Below are 14,445 nucleotides of genomic sequence, written 5' to 3'. Positions count from 1 at the left end.
AAGAATGCCGTCACACCGCCTACTGCTGCACGTAGTTCGCCGAATTGTGCTTCTTCATCACCTCGTCGAAGCGGCGGGCGAAGGCGTCGTCGGCGAGTTTCTTGCGGCGCTGGATGTCGGCGGTGGCCACCATATTCTTCTCGTGCATCTCCAAGAGATCGCCGATGTGCTTCTGCGAAGCGGCGCCGATGCCGGCCATCGTCTCCTCGGCCGTGTTGTCGACCTGGCTGCCCAGCGTGTTGATCTTGTGGGCGACGTCCTGCTGGGCGGCCGTCTTCAGCGAGTCTTCCAGAGCTTTGTAGAGCACGATGCGCTGCTCGGTGTCGATTGTCAGCTTGTTGATCAGCGTCGACTGCGCGGCGATCTGGTTGTTGAGGGAATCGACAAACGTCTGAAACATCGAGGTGTAGCGCTCCAGCGTCTGGCTTTCGGCCAGCAGCTCCTGCTCCTTGGCCTGCTTCTCGTTGTACTCGGTCGCCATCTTCGAACGCTCGCCCTCGAGCTGGGTGCGTTCCTTCTGGCTGGTCGAGGCGGCGATCTTGTTCTCGATGTCGAGCAGCATCGGGTTGAGTTCCTCGATGCGTTTCTGCACCGCCTCGAGATTGGTCATAGTCGCCTTGCGGCGCTCGATCACCTGCGACAGGCTAGCTTCGGAGGTCTTGTAGCGCTGGTCTAGGATCTGCTTCTGGGCTTTCAGGATGCCGACGATGGTGTCCGATTTCGCCAGCAGCTCCTGCAAATTACCGGCGAGCGACATGTTGCGCACGCGGTCGGTGCGCATGCGCTGCTTGCGCTGCTCGGAGAAGACGCCGACGAGATTTTCCCAGCCGGTGTAGCTCTTCATGCTCTCGAATTCGGCGCCGAAGACATTGGTGGCGTCCTCCAGCCCGATGATCAGGTCGGCGATATTGCCTTCCATGACCTTCTGCTGTTTCAGCACGTCCTCGATGCGGGCGTTCTCGAGGTCGAAATTGGCATCGCCGATCTTCCTGTCGGCCTGCGCCAGCGTGTCGAGCACGGTTCCGGACTGCTCGATCTTGGTGCGCATGTCCTCGACGACCCGCTTGGTCTTGGCAATTTCGGCATCGAAATTCTGCAACGTCGCCATAGGGGCCTCCCGCTTCGGCATCCGGTTTCGTGTCGCACGTCGCCGAATATATGTGGGGGCTCAAGGGATTGAAAGAAGGAAGACAGGGAGACGTGGCAAAACAAAAGAATTGGCCAGGTCCTTGAAAGATAAGGCAAGCATGCTCATGCCGAGTAATGCGCGCCGCCTTCAGGCAGCTTTAGCTGGTATGCCTTAAGCTCTTGTTTTTGCGGACAAGCTGCGGCGCTGGGAAGTGTGCAAATCTGTTGTGCCGAATCGTGGCAATCAAGCGGCCATCAGCCGGCCGATGGCAGCGATTGCCCAACTTAGTCGGAAGTCGCGAGGCTCCCCGTCTCAGTTGCGGGCAAAGCCGATGAAGTCGTCGGGCGCAGCCCTGCCCATTTCCTCTTCCCAGTGCCGGCGGCAGAGCGAGACATAGACGTCCTTGCCGATCGCCACCTGCTCGCCTTGCTTTGCCACCTTGCCGTCGGGACCGAGGCGAACGACCATCGTCGCCTTGCGGCCGCAGCGGCAGATGGTGCGCACTTCGCGCAGATCGTCGGCGATGGCGAGCAGCGCGCGCGAGCCGGAAAACAACTTGCCTTGGAAATCGGTGCGCAGGCCGTAGCACATGACCGGGATGTTCAGCCGGTCGGCGATGCGGGCCAGCTGCCAGACCTGCTCCTCCTCGAGGAACTGCGCCTCGTCGACGAAGATGCAATGCACGGTGGTGTGCTCATGATGCTCGGCGACGCGGGCGTAGAGATCGTCGCCGTCGCGGAACATCTCGGCCTCGGTCTCGAGACCGATGCGCGACGAGATCAGTCCCTTGTCGCCGTTGCGATAATGGCCGGCGACGAACAGCATCGTCGTCATGCCGCGTTCGCGATAGTTGTAGGATGCCTGCAGGAGCATCGTCGTCTTGCCGGCATTCATCGTTGCGTAGTTGAAGTAGAGCTTGGCCATATGGGTGTTTAAGCTCAATTGCCGCGGGGCGGGGAAGGAGCCGCGGGCTCCTTCCACCAAAAAAGCGGGCCCGCCGGAAAGCGCGGCATGTCGCTGAATGGCAAGCGCGCGCCGTTGATCGCGGTGTGGAACCGCTTGAAACCGCATCAAAATGGTGTTTGGCTGGCGAAACAAGGCGGGCGCAAGAACCGTGACTTCGCGCCGCTTTAAAAAACCGCAATGGGAGAAAGTTCATGTCGCGTATGAAATCCTTCGTCGCCGGCCTCGGGCTGGCGGCGCTTCTGTCCACGACCGCGGCCTATGCCGGCGATCCGGCGAGCTGCAAGGCCGTGCGACTGTCCGATGTCGGCTGGACCGATATCCAGGCAACCACCGGGCTGGCTTCGGTGCTGCTCACCGCGCTCGGCTACGAGCCGCAGGTGATCCAGCTTTCGGTGCCGGTGACCTATGCGTCGCTGAAGAACAAGGACCTCGACGTCTTTCTCGGCAACTGGATGCCGTCGATGACCAATGACATCAAGGACTATACCGCCGACGGCTCGGTCGAGACGGTAAGCACCAACCTGACCGGCGCCGGCTACGGCATCGTCGTGCCGACCTATGTCGCGGATGCGGGCGTCAAGACGCTGACCGATCTCGGCAAGTTCAAGGACAAGTTCAACGGCAAGATCTACGGCATCGAGGCCGGCAATGACGGCAACCGCATCATCCTCGACATGATCAAGAACCCGAAGGACAATCTCGAAGGTTTCGAGCTGGTCGAGTCCTCGGAAGCCGGCATGCTGACGCAGGCCGAGCAGTCGATGAAGAACAATGAGTGGATCGCCTTCCTCGGCTGGACGCCGCATCCGGTGATGGGCGCGATGAAGATCACCTATCTCGAAGGGATGGGCGACAGCGGTTTCGGCGCCGCCACCGTCTATACCAACACGCGCAAGGGCTACACCGCCGAGTGCCCGAATGCCGGCAAGTTCATCTCCAACCTGAAATTCAATCTCGATATGGAAGGCGAGATGATGGACGCGATCCTGAAAGGCGGCGATGCCCAGACGGTCGCCACCGACTGGCTGAAGAAGCATCCGGACGCGATCGCGCCCTGGATCGCCGGCGTGACCACCTTCGACGGCGGCGATGCGGCTGCGGCCATCAAGACTGCGCTCGGGAGCTGAGCCGGCTTTGAGTCCGGCATGATCTCCGGAAAGGGGCAGCCGCTGGAAAAGGCTGCCCTTTTTCATATGCTGTGAGAAGGTGACCGCTCGGCAGGGGCGGCAAGGACCAAAGAGGGGAAAGATGGATCCGATCTCGAAATTTCTGGTCGCCTACAAGATTCCCATAGGTCCATGGGGCAAGGCCTTCTTCGGCTTCCTCACCGAGAATTTCGATACCGTCTTCAGGGCCTTTTCGAACGGCCTGAACTTCATCCTCGACGGGGCGGTGGACCTCCTGCTGATGCTGCCGCCGGTTCTGCTGGCGCTGGTCGTCGCCGTCATCGCCTGGTTCCTGCAACGCTCGCGGCCGCTCGCCATCGGGGTCTTCATCGGCCTCATCTTCATCATCAACCAGAACCTTTGGAAGCAGACGGTGCAGACACTGGTGCTGGTGGTGGCCGCCGCCGCCATGGCAATGGCGATCGGCGTGCCGCTCGGCATCTGGGCGGCGCACAAGCCGAAGGTCTACCGCGTGATGCTGCCGGTGCTTGACCTGATGCAGACGCTGCCGACCTTCGTCTACCTGATCCCGGTGCTGACGCTGTTCGGGCTGGGCAACGCGCCCGGCCTCATCGTCACCATCATCTTCGTCATCCCGACGGCGGTGCGTCTCACCCATCTCGGCATCGTCTCGGTGCCCAAGGCGATCATCGAGGCGGGCGAGTCCTTCGGCGCCACCAAGAACCAGCTTCTGTGGAAGGTCGAATTGCCCTCGGCGCTGCCCACGATCATGGCGGGGCTGACCCAGTCGATCATGCTGTCGCTGTCGATGGTGGTGTTCGCGGCGCTGATCGGCGCCGGCGGTCTGGGCACCGAAATCAACCGCGCGCTGGGCTCCCGCAAGATCGACCTCGGGCTTGAAGCAGGCCTTGCCATCGTCGTGCTCGCCATCGTGCTCGATCGCATGACCCGCATCGGCGTTGGAGGCAAGAAATGACCGTCGCCGTCGATTTCAAGAATGTCGATATCGTCTTCGGTGCCGACCAGGCGCAATCCCTCGCGCTGATCGACCAGGGCGCAACCCGCGCCGAAATCCTCGAAAAGACCGGCAAAGTGCTGGGCTGCGCCGGCGCCAACCTCACCGTGCATGAGGGCGAGATCTCGGTGCTGATGGGGCTTTCCGGCTCCGGCAAGTCGACGCTGCTGAGAGCCGTCAACCGGTTGAACGTGGTGTCGCGCGGCCAGGTGCTGGTCAATGACGGCGACCGCACGGTCGACGTGGTCACCTGCGATGAGCCGACGCTGAGACGCCTGCGGCAGAAGCAGGTGGCGATGGTGTTCCAACAGTTCGGCCTGCTGCCGTGGCGAACGGTCGAGGAGAATGTCGGCTTCGGTCTGGAGCTCGCCGGCGTGCCGGAGGCCGAGCGCAAGGCACGGGTGCAGAAGCAGCTCCAGCTGGTCCATCTCGACCAGTGGTCGAAGAAATACGCGCATGAACTTTCGGGCGGCATGCAGCAGCGCGTCGGCCTCGCCCGCGCCTTCGCCACCGAGGCGCCGATCCTGTTGATGGACGAGCCGTTCTCGGCCCTCGATCCGCTGATCCGCACCAAGCTGCAGGACGAGCTCCTGCAGCTCCAGGCGGCGCTGAAGAAGACCATCATCTTCGTCAGCCACGACCTCGAGGAGGCGCTGAAGATCGGCAGCCACATCACCATCATGGAAGGCGGGCGCATCGTCCAGACCGGCGCGCCGGAAGACATCGTGCTCAGGCCGGCCAACGACTATGTCCGCGACTTCATCGCCAATGTGAATCCGCTCTCGGTGCTCACCGCCTGGAACGTGATGCGCGACCGCCGCGATCTCGAGCAGGGCGAGAATGGCTGGGTCTGGCTCGACCGGCGCAAGACGACGCGCTTCAAGATCGACGAGCATGGCCTGGTGGCGGCGGCCGAACGCGACGGCAAGCCGGCGGTGTGGGTATCCTGCGCCGAGGTCGAGAGGCAGCCGGAGGAGGGTGCGCAGGTGTTCTGGGCCAATCCCGGCACGTCGCTGAAGACGGTGATGCTCGCCATGCACCGCTCGCAGACGGCACCGGTGGCGCTGTTCGACGAAGGCTCGCGCTTCGTCGGCGCGATCGGCATCCGCGACGTGCTGAGCGCGGTGCTCAGGCGGTAGGAGCTCGGCCTTAACTCAAGCATGAAGTGTTCGCTGGCGGGCACCTCATGCTTGATCTAGACTTGGTCGGCAGCCGGGGTGGGCCGCTCGCGCATGGGGCCGATAAAATGATCTTCCGTCAGCTTTTCGATTCCGTTTCGGGCACTTATTCCTATCTCCTCGCCAGCCGCCGCGGCGGCGAGGCACTGATCATCGATCCGGTGCTGGAGAAGGTCGAACGCTACCTGCAACTGGTCAACGAGCTCGACCTCAGACTGGTCAAAGCGGTCGACACACATCTTCATGCCGACCACATCACCGGGCTCGGCGCGCTGCGCGACAGGACGCATTGCGTCACCGTGATGGGTGAGCAGACCAAGGCCGACGTCGTGTCGATGCGGCTTGCCGACGGCGACAAGCTTGCCATCGAGGGGCTGGCGCTGGACGTCGTCTATACGCCCGGCCACACCGACGATTCCTACAGCTTCGTCCTGCCGGACCGCGTCTTCACCGGCGACACGCTGCTCATTCGCGGCACCGGCCGCACCGACTTCCAGAACGGCGATCCGCGCCAGCAATATGACTCGATCTTCGGCCGCCTGCTCAAGCTTCCCGACGAGACGCTGATCTTTCCGGCACACGACTACAAGGGCGAGACCGTGTCGACGATCGGCGAGGAAAAGGCCTTCAATCCGCGCCTGCAGGTGAAGTCGGTGGACGAGTACGTGAATATCATGAACAACCTGAAGCTGTCCAATCCGAAGATGATGGATGTGGCCGTGCCGGCCAACATGCGGGTGGGGCTGCATCAGGACGACATCGCCAGCCGCGGCTGGGCAGTGACCGCCGAACAGGCGCTGGCGCTGGTCGGTCGGCCCGACGTGGCGCTGATCGATCTGCGCGAGCAATCCGAACGGGATCGCCACGGCGTCATCCCCGGCGCGATCCATCTGCCCTATGCGCGGCTGCAGGAGAATATCGCCGCCGGCGGCATGCTGCACGAGCTGGCGAAATCGACAGCCAAGCAGATCCTGTTCTATTGCGCCTTCGGCGAGCGCTCGGCGATGGCCGTGCAGGCGGCGCAGGATCGCGGAATATCGAGCGCCCGCCACATCCAGGGCGGCATCGATGCGTGGCGCAAGGCCAGCGGTCCGCTGATGCACTGAGACCTGTTGATATTCAGGTGATGCCGACCTGCAAACGCGCGTTTGCTGGTGCTCATGGACTTCAAGTACGCTCCGCTCCGGCTCTCGGAACCCGCCATTCTCGGCTCGGCCTGACCTCAATCGCAACACGCCTTTGGATGTGCCAGAAAATCAATTCAATCCGATCAGCTTCGCGCCTCTGCGGAACAGGGCTTCGCCGTCCCGGTCGAAGCGGAAGGTGGCGATGAAATCGTCCGCCCGATAGTCGGGCCACGTGGTGCGGATCGCGGCGGCGAAGTTTCGTGCCTCGTCCTGGCGGCCGGCCAGCGCCAGGCAATGCGCGGCGATCGCCAGGATGATGACATGCGCGTTGGGCCTGGCCGCAGCTTTCAGCGCCCATTCGGCGGCTTCATCGTATTCGCCCAGCCGCGCATGGGCCATGGCCCGCGCGCCCATCATGCCGAACAGCAATGGGTCAAAGGGGCTGAGATGGCGCGAGTGATCGGAGGAGCCGATCGCCGATTGCGGATCGCCCGACTGCGAATGGACAAAGGACAGGGCATAGTGGCCGAGCGCGAAGTTCGGGCTGAGGTCGACGGCCTTTGCCAACTCGAGCAGCGAGCCGTCCTGCTCGCCGCGCAGCCACAAGGCGCGGCCCATCGCCCAGTGCGCGGCCGGATTGCGGTCATCGACCAGGAGGCTGTGACCGGCAGTTGCGAAAGCCAGCGACGCCTCACGGTCGCGATCGCCCCAACGCTGAAAGGCATTCTGCCAATGCGTGAAGGAGAGGCCTGCATAGGCTCGGGCGAAGGTCGGGTCGAGCTTCAGGGCGTCATTGAAGAACTGCTGCGCCAGTTCGTTTTCCTGGCGGGTGAAGCGGTACATGTGCCAGAGCCCGCGATGATAGGCTTCCCACGCATTCAGCGAATTCGGCGCCTTAAGCATTGCCCGGTTTCGCTCGACGGTCGCGATCTCGGCGGCGATCGAAGAGACGATGCTGTTGCCGATGTCGTCTATCACCGTGAAGATCTCGTCCGGCCTGTGCTCGAAGGTCTCGGCCCACACAATCCTCGCGGTGCGGACCTCGACGAGCTCGACCGAGACGATCACCCTGCCCGAAAGGCTGCGGACCGAGCCTGTCGCCACATAGTCGACATTCAGCCGGCGCCCGGCGTCCTCCGGCGCGATGTCCTTCTCGGCCAGCGCGAAAACCGATCCGCGGGCAATGACGAAGAAATCGCGAAGCTTGGCGAGCCGCGTTATGATGTCGTGGGTCAAGCCATCGGCAAGCCCGCCACGGAAATTGACGGCGCTTTCCGCGAACGGCATCACCGCCAACGAGGCCCGGCGCACCGATGCGGGTTCGGATTCGACGGCAACGATCGGTGCTTGCGGGGCCGGAAGAGCTAGCCCGGATCGCGCGCATGACGTTGCGCTGGAATGGCGTGCCTTGATCTCATGCCATGCTTCCCGCAAGGGAGCGACATCCAGCTCCTCGGAGCGGAAGAGTTCCGCCGCGGTCGCGATATGCTCCTCACCGGCGCCGATCTGTCCCCGCCGCGCAAGGTTTTCCAGCAGCGCCACATGGGCGCGGCCATCGAAGGGCGCGAGTTCCAGCCATCTGTCCAGATAGGCGCCCGCTTCATCGGCTCCCTGGGGGAGCAGGCCGATGATGTGCTCCAGAACGGCGACGTGGCACGAGCTGAAACGGCGGCGTTGCGCGGTCAGCCAGCTGGTGAAATGCGGGCTCCGATCGAGCTCCAGTCCGTCAAGGAAATCGCCGGCGAAGAGCTGCGCAAGCGCCCGAAGACGCCCGAGGCTGAGCGTCTCGATCCCTTCGGCGACCGCTGCGGCGGCTTCGACGGCATCGACGTTCGTATCGGCAAGACGAAGCGCCACGGTGTCGCCCTCGGTCTCGACCCTCTGCCGGCCCGGTTGGTTAAGCGCGCCGCGAAGCTTGCTCAGGCACCAGCGAAGCTCGCCGCGCGGATCGTTCGGCACGTCCCACAGAAGCTCGCAAAGCCGGCTGCGGCTGACGGGATGTGGCGCGAGCGCCAGATAGGCCAGCAGCGCGCGCAACTTGCGCGAAGAAGGCAATTTAACCGGCTCGCCGCCACGCGCGATCGTCAGTTGCCCAAGCAGTCGCAAGGACAGGCCGGCGGCAGTGTCGTTCGGGCTCGATCGGCTGGATTCCACGTATGTTCCCACGCTTTCTCCAACGCTCACCAGTTGGTCCATGTTCTATCACCAAAGACGACAGGAAGCATCCGGCAGCCCAATTCCATGCCGGAATGCCGCCGTTGCCGCATTCGCGGCAGGTCAAGCAACCTAACTCGGCAAGGTGTCGAAACCGCGCCGCCCAAGCCGCCGGTCTGAAACCGGCGCGTGAGATCGCGAGGAGAAAGCCCATGTTGCAGAAGTTGAAAATCAGGACCACTGCCGGTCGCGGCCGGCTGTTCGATAGCATTCTCGACACCGTCGGCGACACGCCGGTCATCCGTATCAACAATCTCGGCCCCGGCCACGCGACCATCTACGTGAAGGCCGAGTTCTTCAATCCAGCGGCCTCGGTGAAGGACCGGCTGGCGCTCAACATCATCGAGGAAGGCGAGCGCAGCGGCAAGCTGAAGCCGGGCCAGACCGTCGTCGAGGCGACCAGCGGCAACACCGGCATCGGCCTTGCCATGGTCTGCGCGCAGAAGGGCTACCCGCTGGTGGTGACGATGGCCGACAGCTTCTCGATCGAGCGCCGCAAGCTGATGCGCATGCTGGGCGCCAGGGTGGTGCTGACGCCGCGCGCCCAGAAGGGTTTCGGGATGTACAAGAAGGCGGTGGAACTCGCCGACGCCAACGGCTGGTTCCTGGCGCGCCAGTTCGAGACGGAAGCCAATGCCGCCATCCACGAGGCGACGACGGCGCGCGAGATCATCAACGATTTCGCAGGCTCGCGCCTCGACGTGCTGGTCACCGGCTACGGCACCGGCGGTACCGTGGCCGGCGTCGGCCGGGTGCTGCGCCGCGAGCGGCCGGATGTCCGCATCGTGCTTGCCGAACCGGCGAACGCGCAGCTTATCGGCAGCGGCAAGGCGCAGGAGCGTGGCCAGGGCGGTGCGCCGTCCGCCAGCCATCCGGCCTTCGAGCCGCATCCAATCCAGGGCTGGACGCCGGACTTCATCCCCAACGTGCTGCAGGAGGCGATCGACAAGCGCTACTATGACGATGTGGTGCCGATCGCCGGTCCGGAAGGCATTAAATGGGCCAAGGCCCTGGCGCAGCAGGAAGGCATCTTCACCGGCATTTCAGGCGGCGCCACCTTCGCCGTCGCGCGCCAGATCGCGGGCACCGCTCCGGCGGGCTCGGTGATCTTGTGCATGCTGCCCGACACCGGCGAGCGCTACATGTCGACCCCGCTCTTCGACGGCATCGAGGCTGAGATGGATGCGGAGGAGACGGCACTGTCGCGCTCGACACCAGGCTGCCAGTTCGACGCCTGAAGACAAATCGCGGCGCTGCCGTCCACTCGGATGGCGGCGCCGCGCGACGATCCAGGAATGATGGCGGGGGAGCAGCGAATGGACACTATGCAGGAAACAGCGGTGATGGATGAGACGCTCGACCCGCCAGACTGGGCCGAGATGCAGGCCCTGTCGCATCGGATCGTCGAGGAAGCCGTCGCTTATCTCAAGGATGTCCGGGACCGTCCGGTGTGGCGCCAAATGCCGGTCGAGGTTCGCGCCTTCTTCTCGGCGCCGCTGCCGCGCTCGCCGGCACCGATAGCCGAGGTCTATGGCGATGTCGCCCGCAACGTCATGGCCTATCCGATGGGCAACATCCATCCGCGCTTCTGGTCCTGGTATATGGGGTCAAGCAATTTCACGGGCGCGCTGGGCGATTTCCTGGCGGCGATCCAGGGCTCGAACCTCGGCGGCGGCAATCACGCCGCCGGGCTGATGGACAGCCAGGTGGTCGACTGGTGCAAGGAGATGGTGGGCTTCCCGGCTTCGGCCAGCGGCACGCTTGTCAGCGGCGGCTCGATGGCCAACCTCATCGGTTTGACCGTGGCGCGCAATGCCAAAGCAGGCGTCGACGTGCGCGAAAGGGGTGTCGGGGCGATCCCAAAACCGTTGCGCTTCTACGCCTCGGACCAGGTCCATTCCTGCCACCGCAAGGCCATGGAAGCGCTCGGCCTCGGCAACCGGGCGCTGCGGCGGGTCGCGACCGACGCCGATCTGCGCATCGATGTCGATGCGCTCAAGACCGCCATCGCGGAAGACCGCGCGGCAGGTTTCAAGCCGGCTTGCATCATCGGCACCGCAGGAACCGTCAACACGGGCGCGATCGACGACTTGCGGGCGCTGGCCGTGTTGGCGGCAGAGGAAGACCTCTGGTTTCATGTCGATGGCTGCATCGGCGCCCTGATCGCCATCGCGCCTGAAAACAGATCGCTCGTCGCCGGCATCGAACGCGCCCATTCCGTCGCGCTCGACCCGCACAAATGGCTGCACGCGCCCTTCGAAGCGGGCTGTGCGCTGGTTCGCGACGCCGTCGCCCACCGCAACGCCTTCGCCGTCACGCCGGAATATCTGGAATCGACGCCGCGTGGCCTCGCCTCAGGGCAATGGCTGCACGACTATGGCCTGCAGACATCGCGCGGTTTTCGCGCGCTCAAGATCTGGATGTCGCTCAAGGAGCATGGCATCGAGAAATTCGGGCGGCTGATCGACCAGAACATCGCCCAGGCCGGCTATCTGACCGAGCTGATCCGGGTCGAGCCGGCGCTCGAGCTGACGGCGCCGACCACCATCAACATCGTCTGCTTCCGCCATCGCCTGGACGGCGCCTCCGAGGAACAGCTCAAGGCGTTCAACACCGAAATCATGCTCAGGCTGCAGGAAGAAGGCATTGCAGCCGTGTCCGACACCACGGTGCACGGGCAGCACTGCCTGCGGGTCGCGATCACCAACCACCGCACCCGCCGCGACGACCTCGATCTCCTGCTGCGTGAGACGCTTCGCATCGGATTGGAAATCAAGGCCGCGGCGCTACCGGACTGACGAGATTGCGCAAGATATGTCATTCCGGCAGGCCGGCCAGCCGTAGCGCTTCGACATATTTGGCGAAATATTCTGGCCTGATCTGCCCCACCCGATGCTTGAGGTTGGAAAGCTTCAGTTGCGGGTCGAGCTCCAGCGAGCGCGCGATGTGCCTGCTCGCGGCATCCAGCCTGCCGGCCATGGCGTTGCTGGCGGCCGCCACACGCAGGCCGGTGAGATAATAGGGCTGCGCGCGCGACGCCGCCTCGGCGAGCGGCCAGGCGGCGTCGTAGCGGCCGGCCACGAAGTGAGCGAAGGCAGTGAAGGTCTGCATAAAGAAGGTCAGCGGATCGAGCGGGCTCAGCCGCCTTGCCCGCGACATGTGCTCGATTGCGATGTCCGGGTCGTCATGGCAGGCCTTGAGGCAGCCGCTGGCGCTCCAGGCGGCTGCGCAGTTCGGGTTGAGCACGAGCGCGCGGTCGGCCAGTGCCGATCCGGCCTCGTAATCGCCGGTGACATAACCCACCGCCAGGCCGCTGAAAGCCAGCGCCACCGCATCGTCCTTGCCGGCGATAGCCACGTCGCCGACCAGCCTGGATACCTCGGCTGTTTCCTTCTGCCGGTCGATCATCCAGCCATTCGCCATGCGCCAGAAATAGCACCAGGCGGCAGCGCCTTCCGCGGCGGCAAAATCGGGGTCGAGCTGGATGGCCCTGTAGAACTGTGGCAACGCCTCCTCCAGCCCTTCTCTCGTCCAGCGGTAAAGGCTCGCCATGCCGCGCAGATAGTGGTCATAAGCGTCGAGGCTCTCGGTGGGCTTGCGCTTGGCGCGCGCCATCTCGGCCTGTTCGAGTCTGGGTGAAATTGCGCCGATGACACTGGAGGCAACGAGGTCCTGCAGTTCGAACACTTCCGAGACATCGCCTTCGAAGCGGTCGGCCCAGAGATTTACTCCCGCCGACGCCTCGATAAGCTGACCTGCCACCCGAAGCCGGCTGCCGGCCTTGCGGACACTGCCCTCCAGCACATAGCGCACCCCGAGCTCGCGTGCCACGCGGGTGACGTCAACCGCCTGGCCCTTGTAGGCGAAGGCGGAATTCCGCGCGATCACGAACAGCCAGCTGACATGCGACAGCGCCGTCGTGATCTCCTCGACAACGCCGTCAGTGAAATATTCCTGCTCGGCGTCGCCGCTCATGTTCTGGAACGGCAGGACCGCGATCGACGGCTTTTCCGGCACCGAAACGACAGGGCGAGGCGCCTTCGCTTCCAGGCGGGAAAGTTCGGCCTCGGGCTGGCCATAGTCGGCTATCGAACCCTTCAGCTCCATTGGCGCCTCGATGCGTTCGATCAGCCCCCGCGTCGCTTCCTCAGGCTCGACACCGAGCTCGCGCTTGAGCGCTTCCTTACAGGCCAGGAACTGGCGAAAGGCGTCGTTGGTGCGGCCGTGGCGGCGGAAGACGCGGATCAGGGCGCGGTGGGCCTGCTCGGCGCATGGGTCGGACGTCACTAGCCGCTCAGCCAGTCTTTCGCAGGCCTGCTCCTCGCGTTCACCGAGTTCCGGCAGGAGGCTCAGCCGTTCGGCCAGGTCCAACGCCTTGCGGGTGTAGTTCGCCCGAAGCGGCGCAAGCCATTCGTCGATTTCGCCGGGGGATGGCAGTCCGTCGAGCAGGTCACCCCGGTACAGGTCGGCAGCTGCCGCGAGGCTCGCGCCGTCATCGGCCTGGCAGTTCCGGTCGAAAATCCAGATGTCGGCCTCGTTGTCATTCGCCACCACCCAGATGGTGTCGGCATTGCCTTCGATGCGAATGGCCTCGTTGCCGGTGGACGGAAACAGCCGCCTGATGTCGACCAGGGCCTGGCGCAGGCTGTTTCGCGCCTGCTGCTCGCCGCTGCCGGTCCACAGCATCGCCGCCACCTTCTCGCGGCGAAGCCCTTTCGGGCCGGCCAGAACCAGCGCGGCAAAGAGCAGCGACGTCTTGCGCGTCGCGAAGTGCAGAGGTTGCCCGCCTGCGGAGACAACCTCGATGCCGCCAAGCAATCGAATGTACATCCGGGGCCCCGTGAAACAGCGTTAAGCAGAATACCATGTCCCGCCGCCGACTTAACGACGATTTTGCGGGCTTTTTCCTGCGGTTTCACGCCTGGACGAACGTTGCCAAAGCGCGCCGATGAGACACTGCCCTCGTGAGTTCGAACGAGGGAGAATGACAATGACCTACATCAATATCAGAACCTGCCAGCCGAGCACCCGAGTTGCCGGCACGCTCGCCGCCAAGATCGCGTTAATCTTCGCCGGGTTCCAGCGCCGGTATCAGGACGCCATGCAGCGCAGGGCTTTGGCCGGTCTGTCCATTTCGGAGCTGAAGGATTTCGGCTATCCGGCCGATGAAGCCCCCGCGGATGCTGCGGCGCGCAGCCGCACCGCCGGGCGCCGCCCGCTGCGGTGAATCCGTCGCTACTCCCGGAATTCAGGCCAGCGGCGCGCCCGGCAGATAAAGCGCAATCGGCCGGATCTCGTAGACGGCGGTGGGATTGACGCGCCTGAGATCGCGCGCCACCGCTATCGCCTCGTCCTGGTTGGCGCAATCCAGCACATAGAGGCCCAGCAACTGCTCCTTGGTCTCGGCAAAGGGGCCGTCGATCACCATGCCGTCGCCCGGACCGCGCAGCGTGACGGCTTTCGCCGTCTCCCCCAGCCTTGCCGCCGGGCCCAGCTTGCCGGCGCGGGTCAGCCTGTCGTTGATCTCGAGCAGGTCTTTCATGACGGCTGCATCCTCGTCGGGCGTCCAGGACTGGACGGTCTCTTCGACGTGATAGGCAAGGATTGCGTAGAACATGGTTCGGTTCCTCGTGCGGGGATCCGAAAATCAGAATCGATTTTTGCGTCGCTGACCTTCGGTTCGGTAAGG

13 protein-coding genes are annotated in these 14,445 nt (G+C 64.0%); 8 read left to right on the top strand and 5 right to left on the bottom strand.

Translation table 11 applies throughout. From position 1 onward, the window contains the following. Window positions 1–19: 19 nt before the first annotated feature. Both P9254_RS07195 and P9254_RS07190 read right to left on the bottom strand, forming a co-directional pair. Window positions 20–1,108 (bottom strand): hypothetical protein, encoded by a 1,089-nt coding sequence (locus tag P9254_RS07195; RefSeq protein ID WP_067326485.1) that lies wholly within the window; start codon window positions 1,106–1,108, stop codon window positions 20–22. A gap of 333 nt (window positions 1,109–1,441) precedes the next feature. Beyond that, the gene (locus P9254_RS07190) at window positions 1,442–2,053 is read right to left on the bottom strand and encodes a thymidine kinase (protein ID WP_066994253.1); all 612 of its coding nucleotides are present in this window, start codon (window positions 2,051–2,053) and stop codon (window positions 1,442–1,444) included. 87 nt (window positions 2,054–2,140) lie between these two features. Here P9254_RS07190 and P9254_RS07185 point away from each other — a divergent pair, with 87 nt between their 5' ends. The 5 genes from P9254_RS07185 to P9254_RS07165 all read left to right on the top strand — a co-directional run bounded on the left by P9254_RS07185 (window position 2,141) and on the right by P9254_RS07165 (window position 6,521). Further along, on the top strand, window positions 2,141–2,263 hold the full coding sequence (locus P9254_RS07185) for a hypothetical protein (RefSeq protein ID WP_259979959.1): 123 nt from the start codon (window positions 2,141–2,143) through the stop codon (window positions 2,261–2,263). 23 nt (window positions 2,264–2,286) lie between these two features. Beyond that, the gene (locus P9254_RS07180; RefSeq protein WP_127242184.1) at window positions 2,287–3,222 is read left to right on the top strand and encodes a choline ABC transporter substrate-binding protein; all 936 of its coding nucleotides are present in this window, start codon (window positions 2,287–2,289) and stop codon (window positions 3,220–3,222) included. A 121-nt stretch (window positions 3,223–3,343) separates the two neighbouring features. Further along, a complete protein-coding gene (gene choW, locus P9254_RS07175) occupies window positions 3,344–4,198 on the top strand; it encodes a choline ABC transporter permease subunit (protein ID WP_066994259.1) in 855 nt (284 codons plus the stop codon). Then, entirely contained in the window at window positions 4,195–5,376 is a 1,182-nt protein-coding gene (choV, locus tag P9254_RS07170; RefSeq protein WP_278054561.1) for a choline ABC transporter ATP-binding protein, read from the top strand. Before choW ends, choV begins: the two co-directional genes overlap by 4 nt. Window positions 5,377–5,483: 107 nt before the next feature. Continuing rightward, window positions 5,484–6,521 (top strand): MBL fold metallo-hydrolase, encoded by a 1,038-nt coding sequence (locus P9254_RS07165; RefSeq protein ID WP_127246147.1) that lies wholly within the window; start codon window positions 5,484–5,486, stop codon window positions 6,519–6,521. A gap of 150 nt (window positions 6,522–6,671) precedes the next feature. Here the strand turns inward: P9254_RS07165 and P9254_RS07160 are convergent, their stop codons facing one another. Further along, window positions 6,672–8,738 carry a BTAD domain-containing putative transcriptional regulator gene (locus tag P9254_RS07160; protein ID WP_278054560.1) on the bottom strand — a complete coding sequence of 689 codons (2,067 nt, stop codon included), beginning with the start codon at window positions 8,736–8,738 and terminating at the stop codon, window positions 6,672–6,674. A 170-nt stretch (window positions 8,739–8,908) separates the two neighbouring features. Here P9254_RS07160 and P9254_RS07155 point away from each other — a divergent pair, with 170 nt between their 5' ends. Together P9254_RS07155 and P9254_RS07150 are read left to right on the top strand one after the other, a co-directional pair. After that, window positions 8,909–9,994 carry a PLP-dependent cysteine synthase family protein gene (locus P9254_RS07155; RefSeq protein ID WP_095823287.1) on the top strand — a complete coding sequence of 362 codons (1,086 nt, stop codon included), beginning with the start codon at window positions 8,909–8,911 and terminating at the stop codon, window positions 9,992–9,994. A 78-nt stretch (window positions 9,995–10,072) separates the two neighbouring features. Then, window positions 10,073–11,554: a pyridoxal phosphate-dependent decarboxylase family protein gene (locus tag P9254_RS07150; RefSeq protein WP_278054559.1), complete on the top strand. Its 1,482-nt coding sequence runs from the start codon at window positions 10,073–10,075 to the stop codon at window positions 11,552–11,554. Window positions 11,555–11,573: 19 nt separating this feature from the next. On the opposite strand, the gene P9254_RS07145 is transcribed toward P9254_RS07150, so the two are convergent. Further along, window positions 11,574–13,586 (bottom strand): BTAD domain-containing putative transcriptional regulator, encoded by a 2,013-nt coding sequence (locus P9254_RS07145; RefSeq protein ID WP_278054558.1) that lies wholly within the window; start codon window positions 13,584–13,586, stop codon window positions 11,574–11,576. Window positions 13,587–13,746: 160 nt separating this feature from the next. Between P9254_RS07145 and P9254_RS07140 the strand changes: the two genes are divergently transcribed. Next, window positions 13,747–13,983 carry a hypothetical protein gene (locus P9254_RS07140; protein WP_040996927.1) on the top strand — a complete coding sequence of 79 codons (237 nt, stop codon included), beginning with the start codon at window positions 13,747–13,749 and terminating at the stop codon, window positions 13,981–13,983. Between the two features lie 21 nt (window positions 13,984–14,004). Here the strand turns inward: P9254_RS07140 and P9254_RS07135 are convergent, their stop codons facing one another. Then, window positions 14,005–14,373: a YciI family protein gene (locus P9254_RS07135; RefSeq protein WP_066994274.1), complete on the bottom strand. Its 369-nt coding sequence runs from the start codon at window positions 14,371–14,373 to the stop codon at window positions 14,005–14,007. Window positions 14,374–14,445 lie beyond the last annotated feature (72 nt).

Origin of the sequence: Mesorhizobium sp. WSM4983, assembly GCF_029625765.1 — a bacterium.
Classification (GTDB): domain Bacteria; phylum Pseudomonadota; class Alphaproteobacteria; order Rhizobiales; family Rhizobiaceae; genus Mesorhizobium.
The sequence above is the reverse complement of the archived record's forward strand: the minus strand, read 5'-3'. Positions and strand labels throughout refer to the sequence as shown.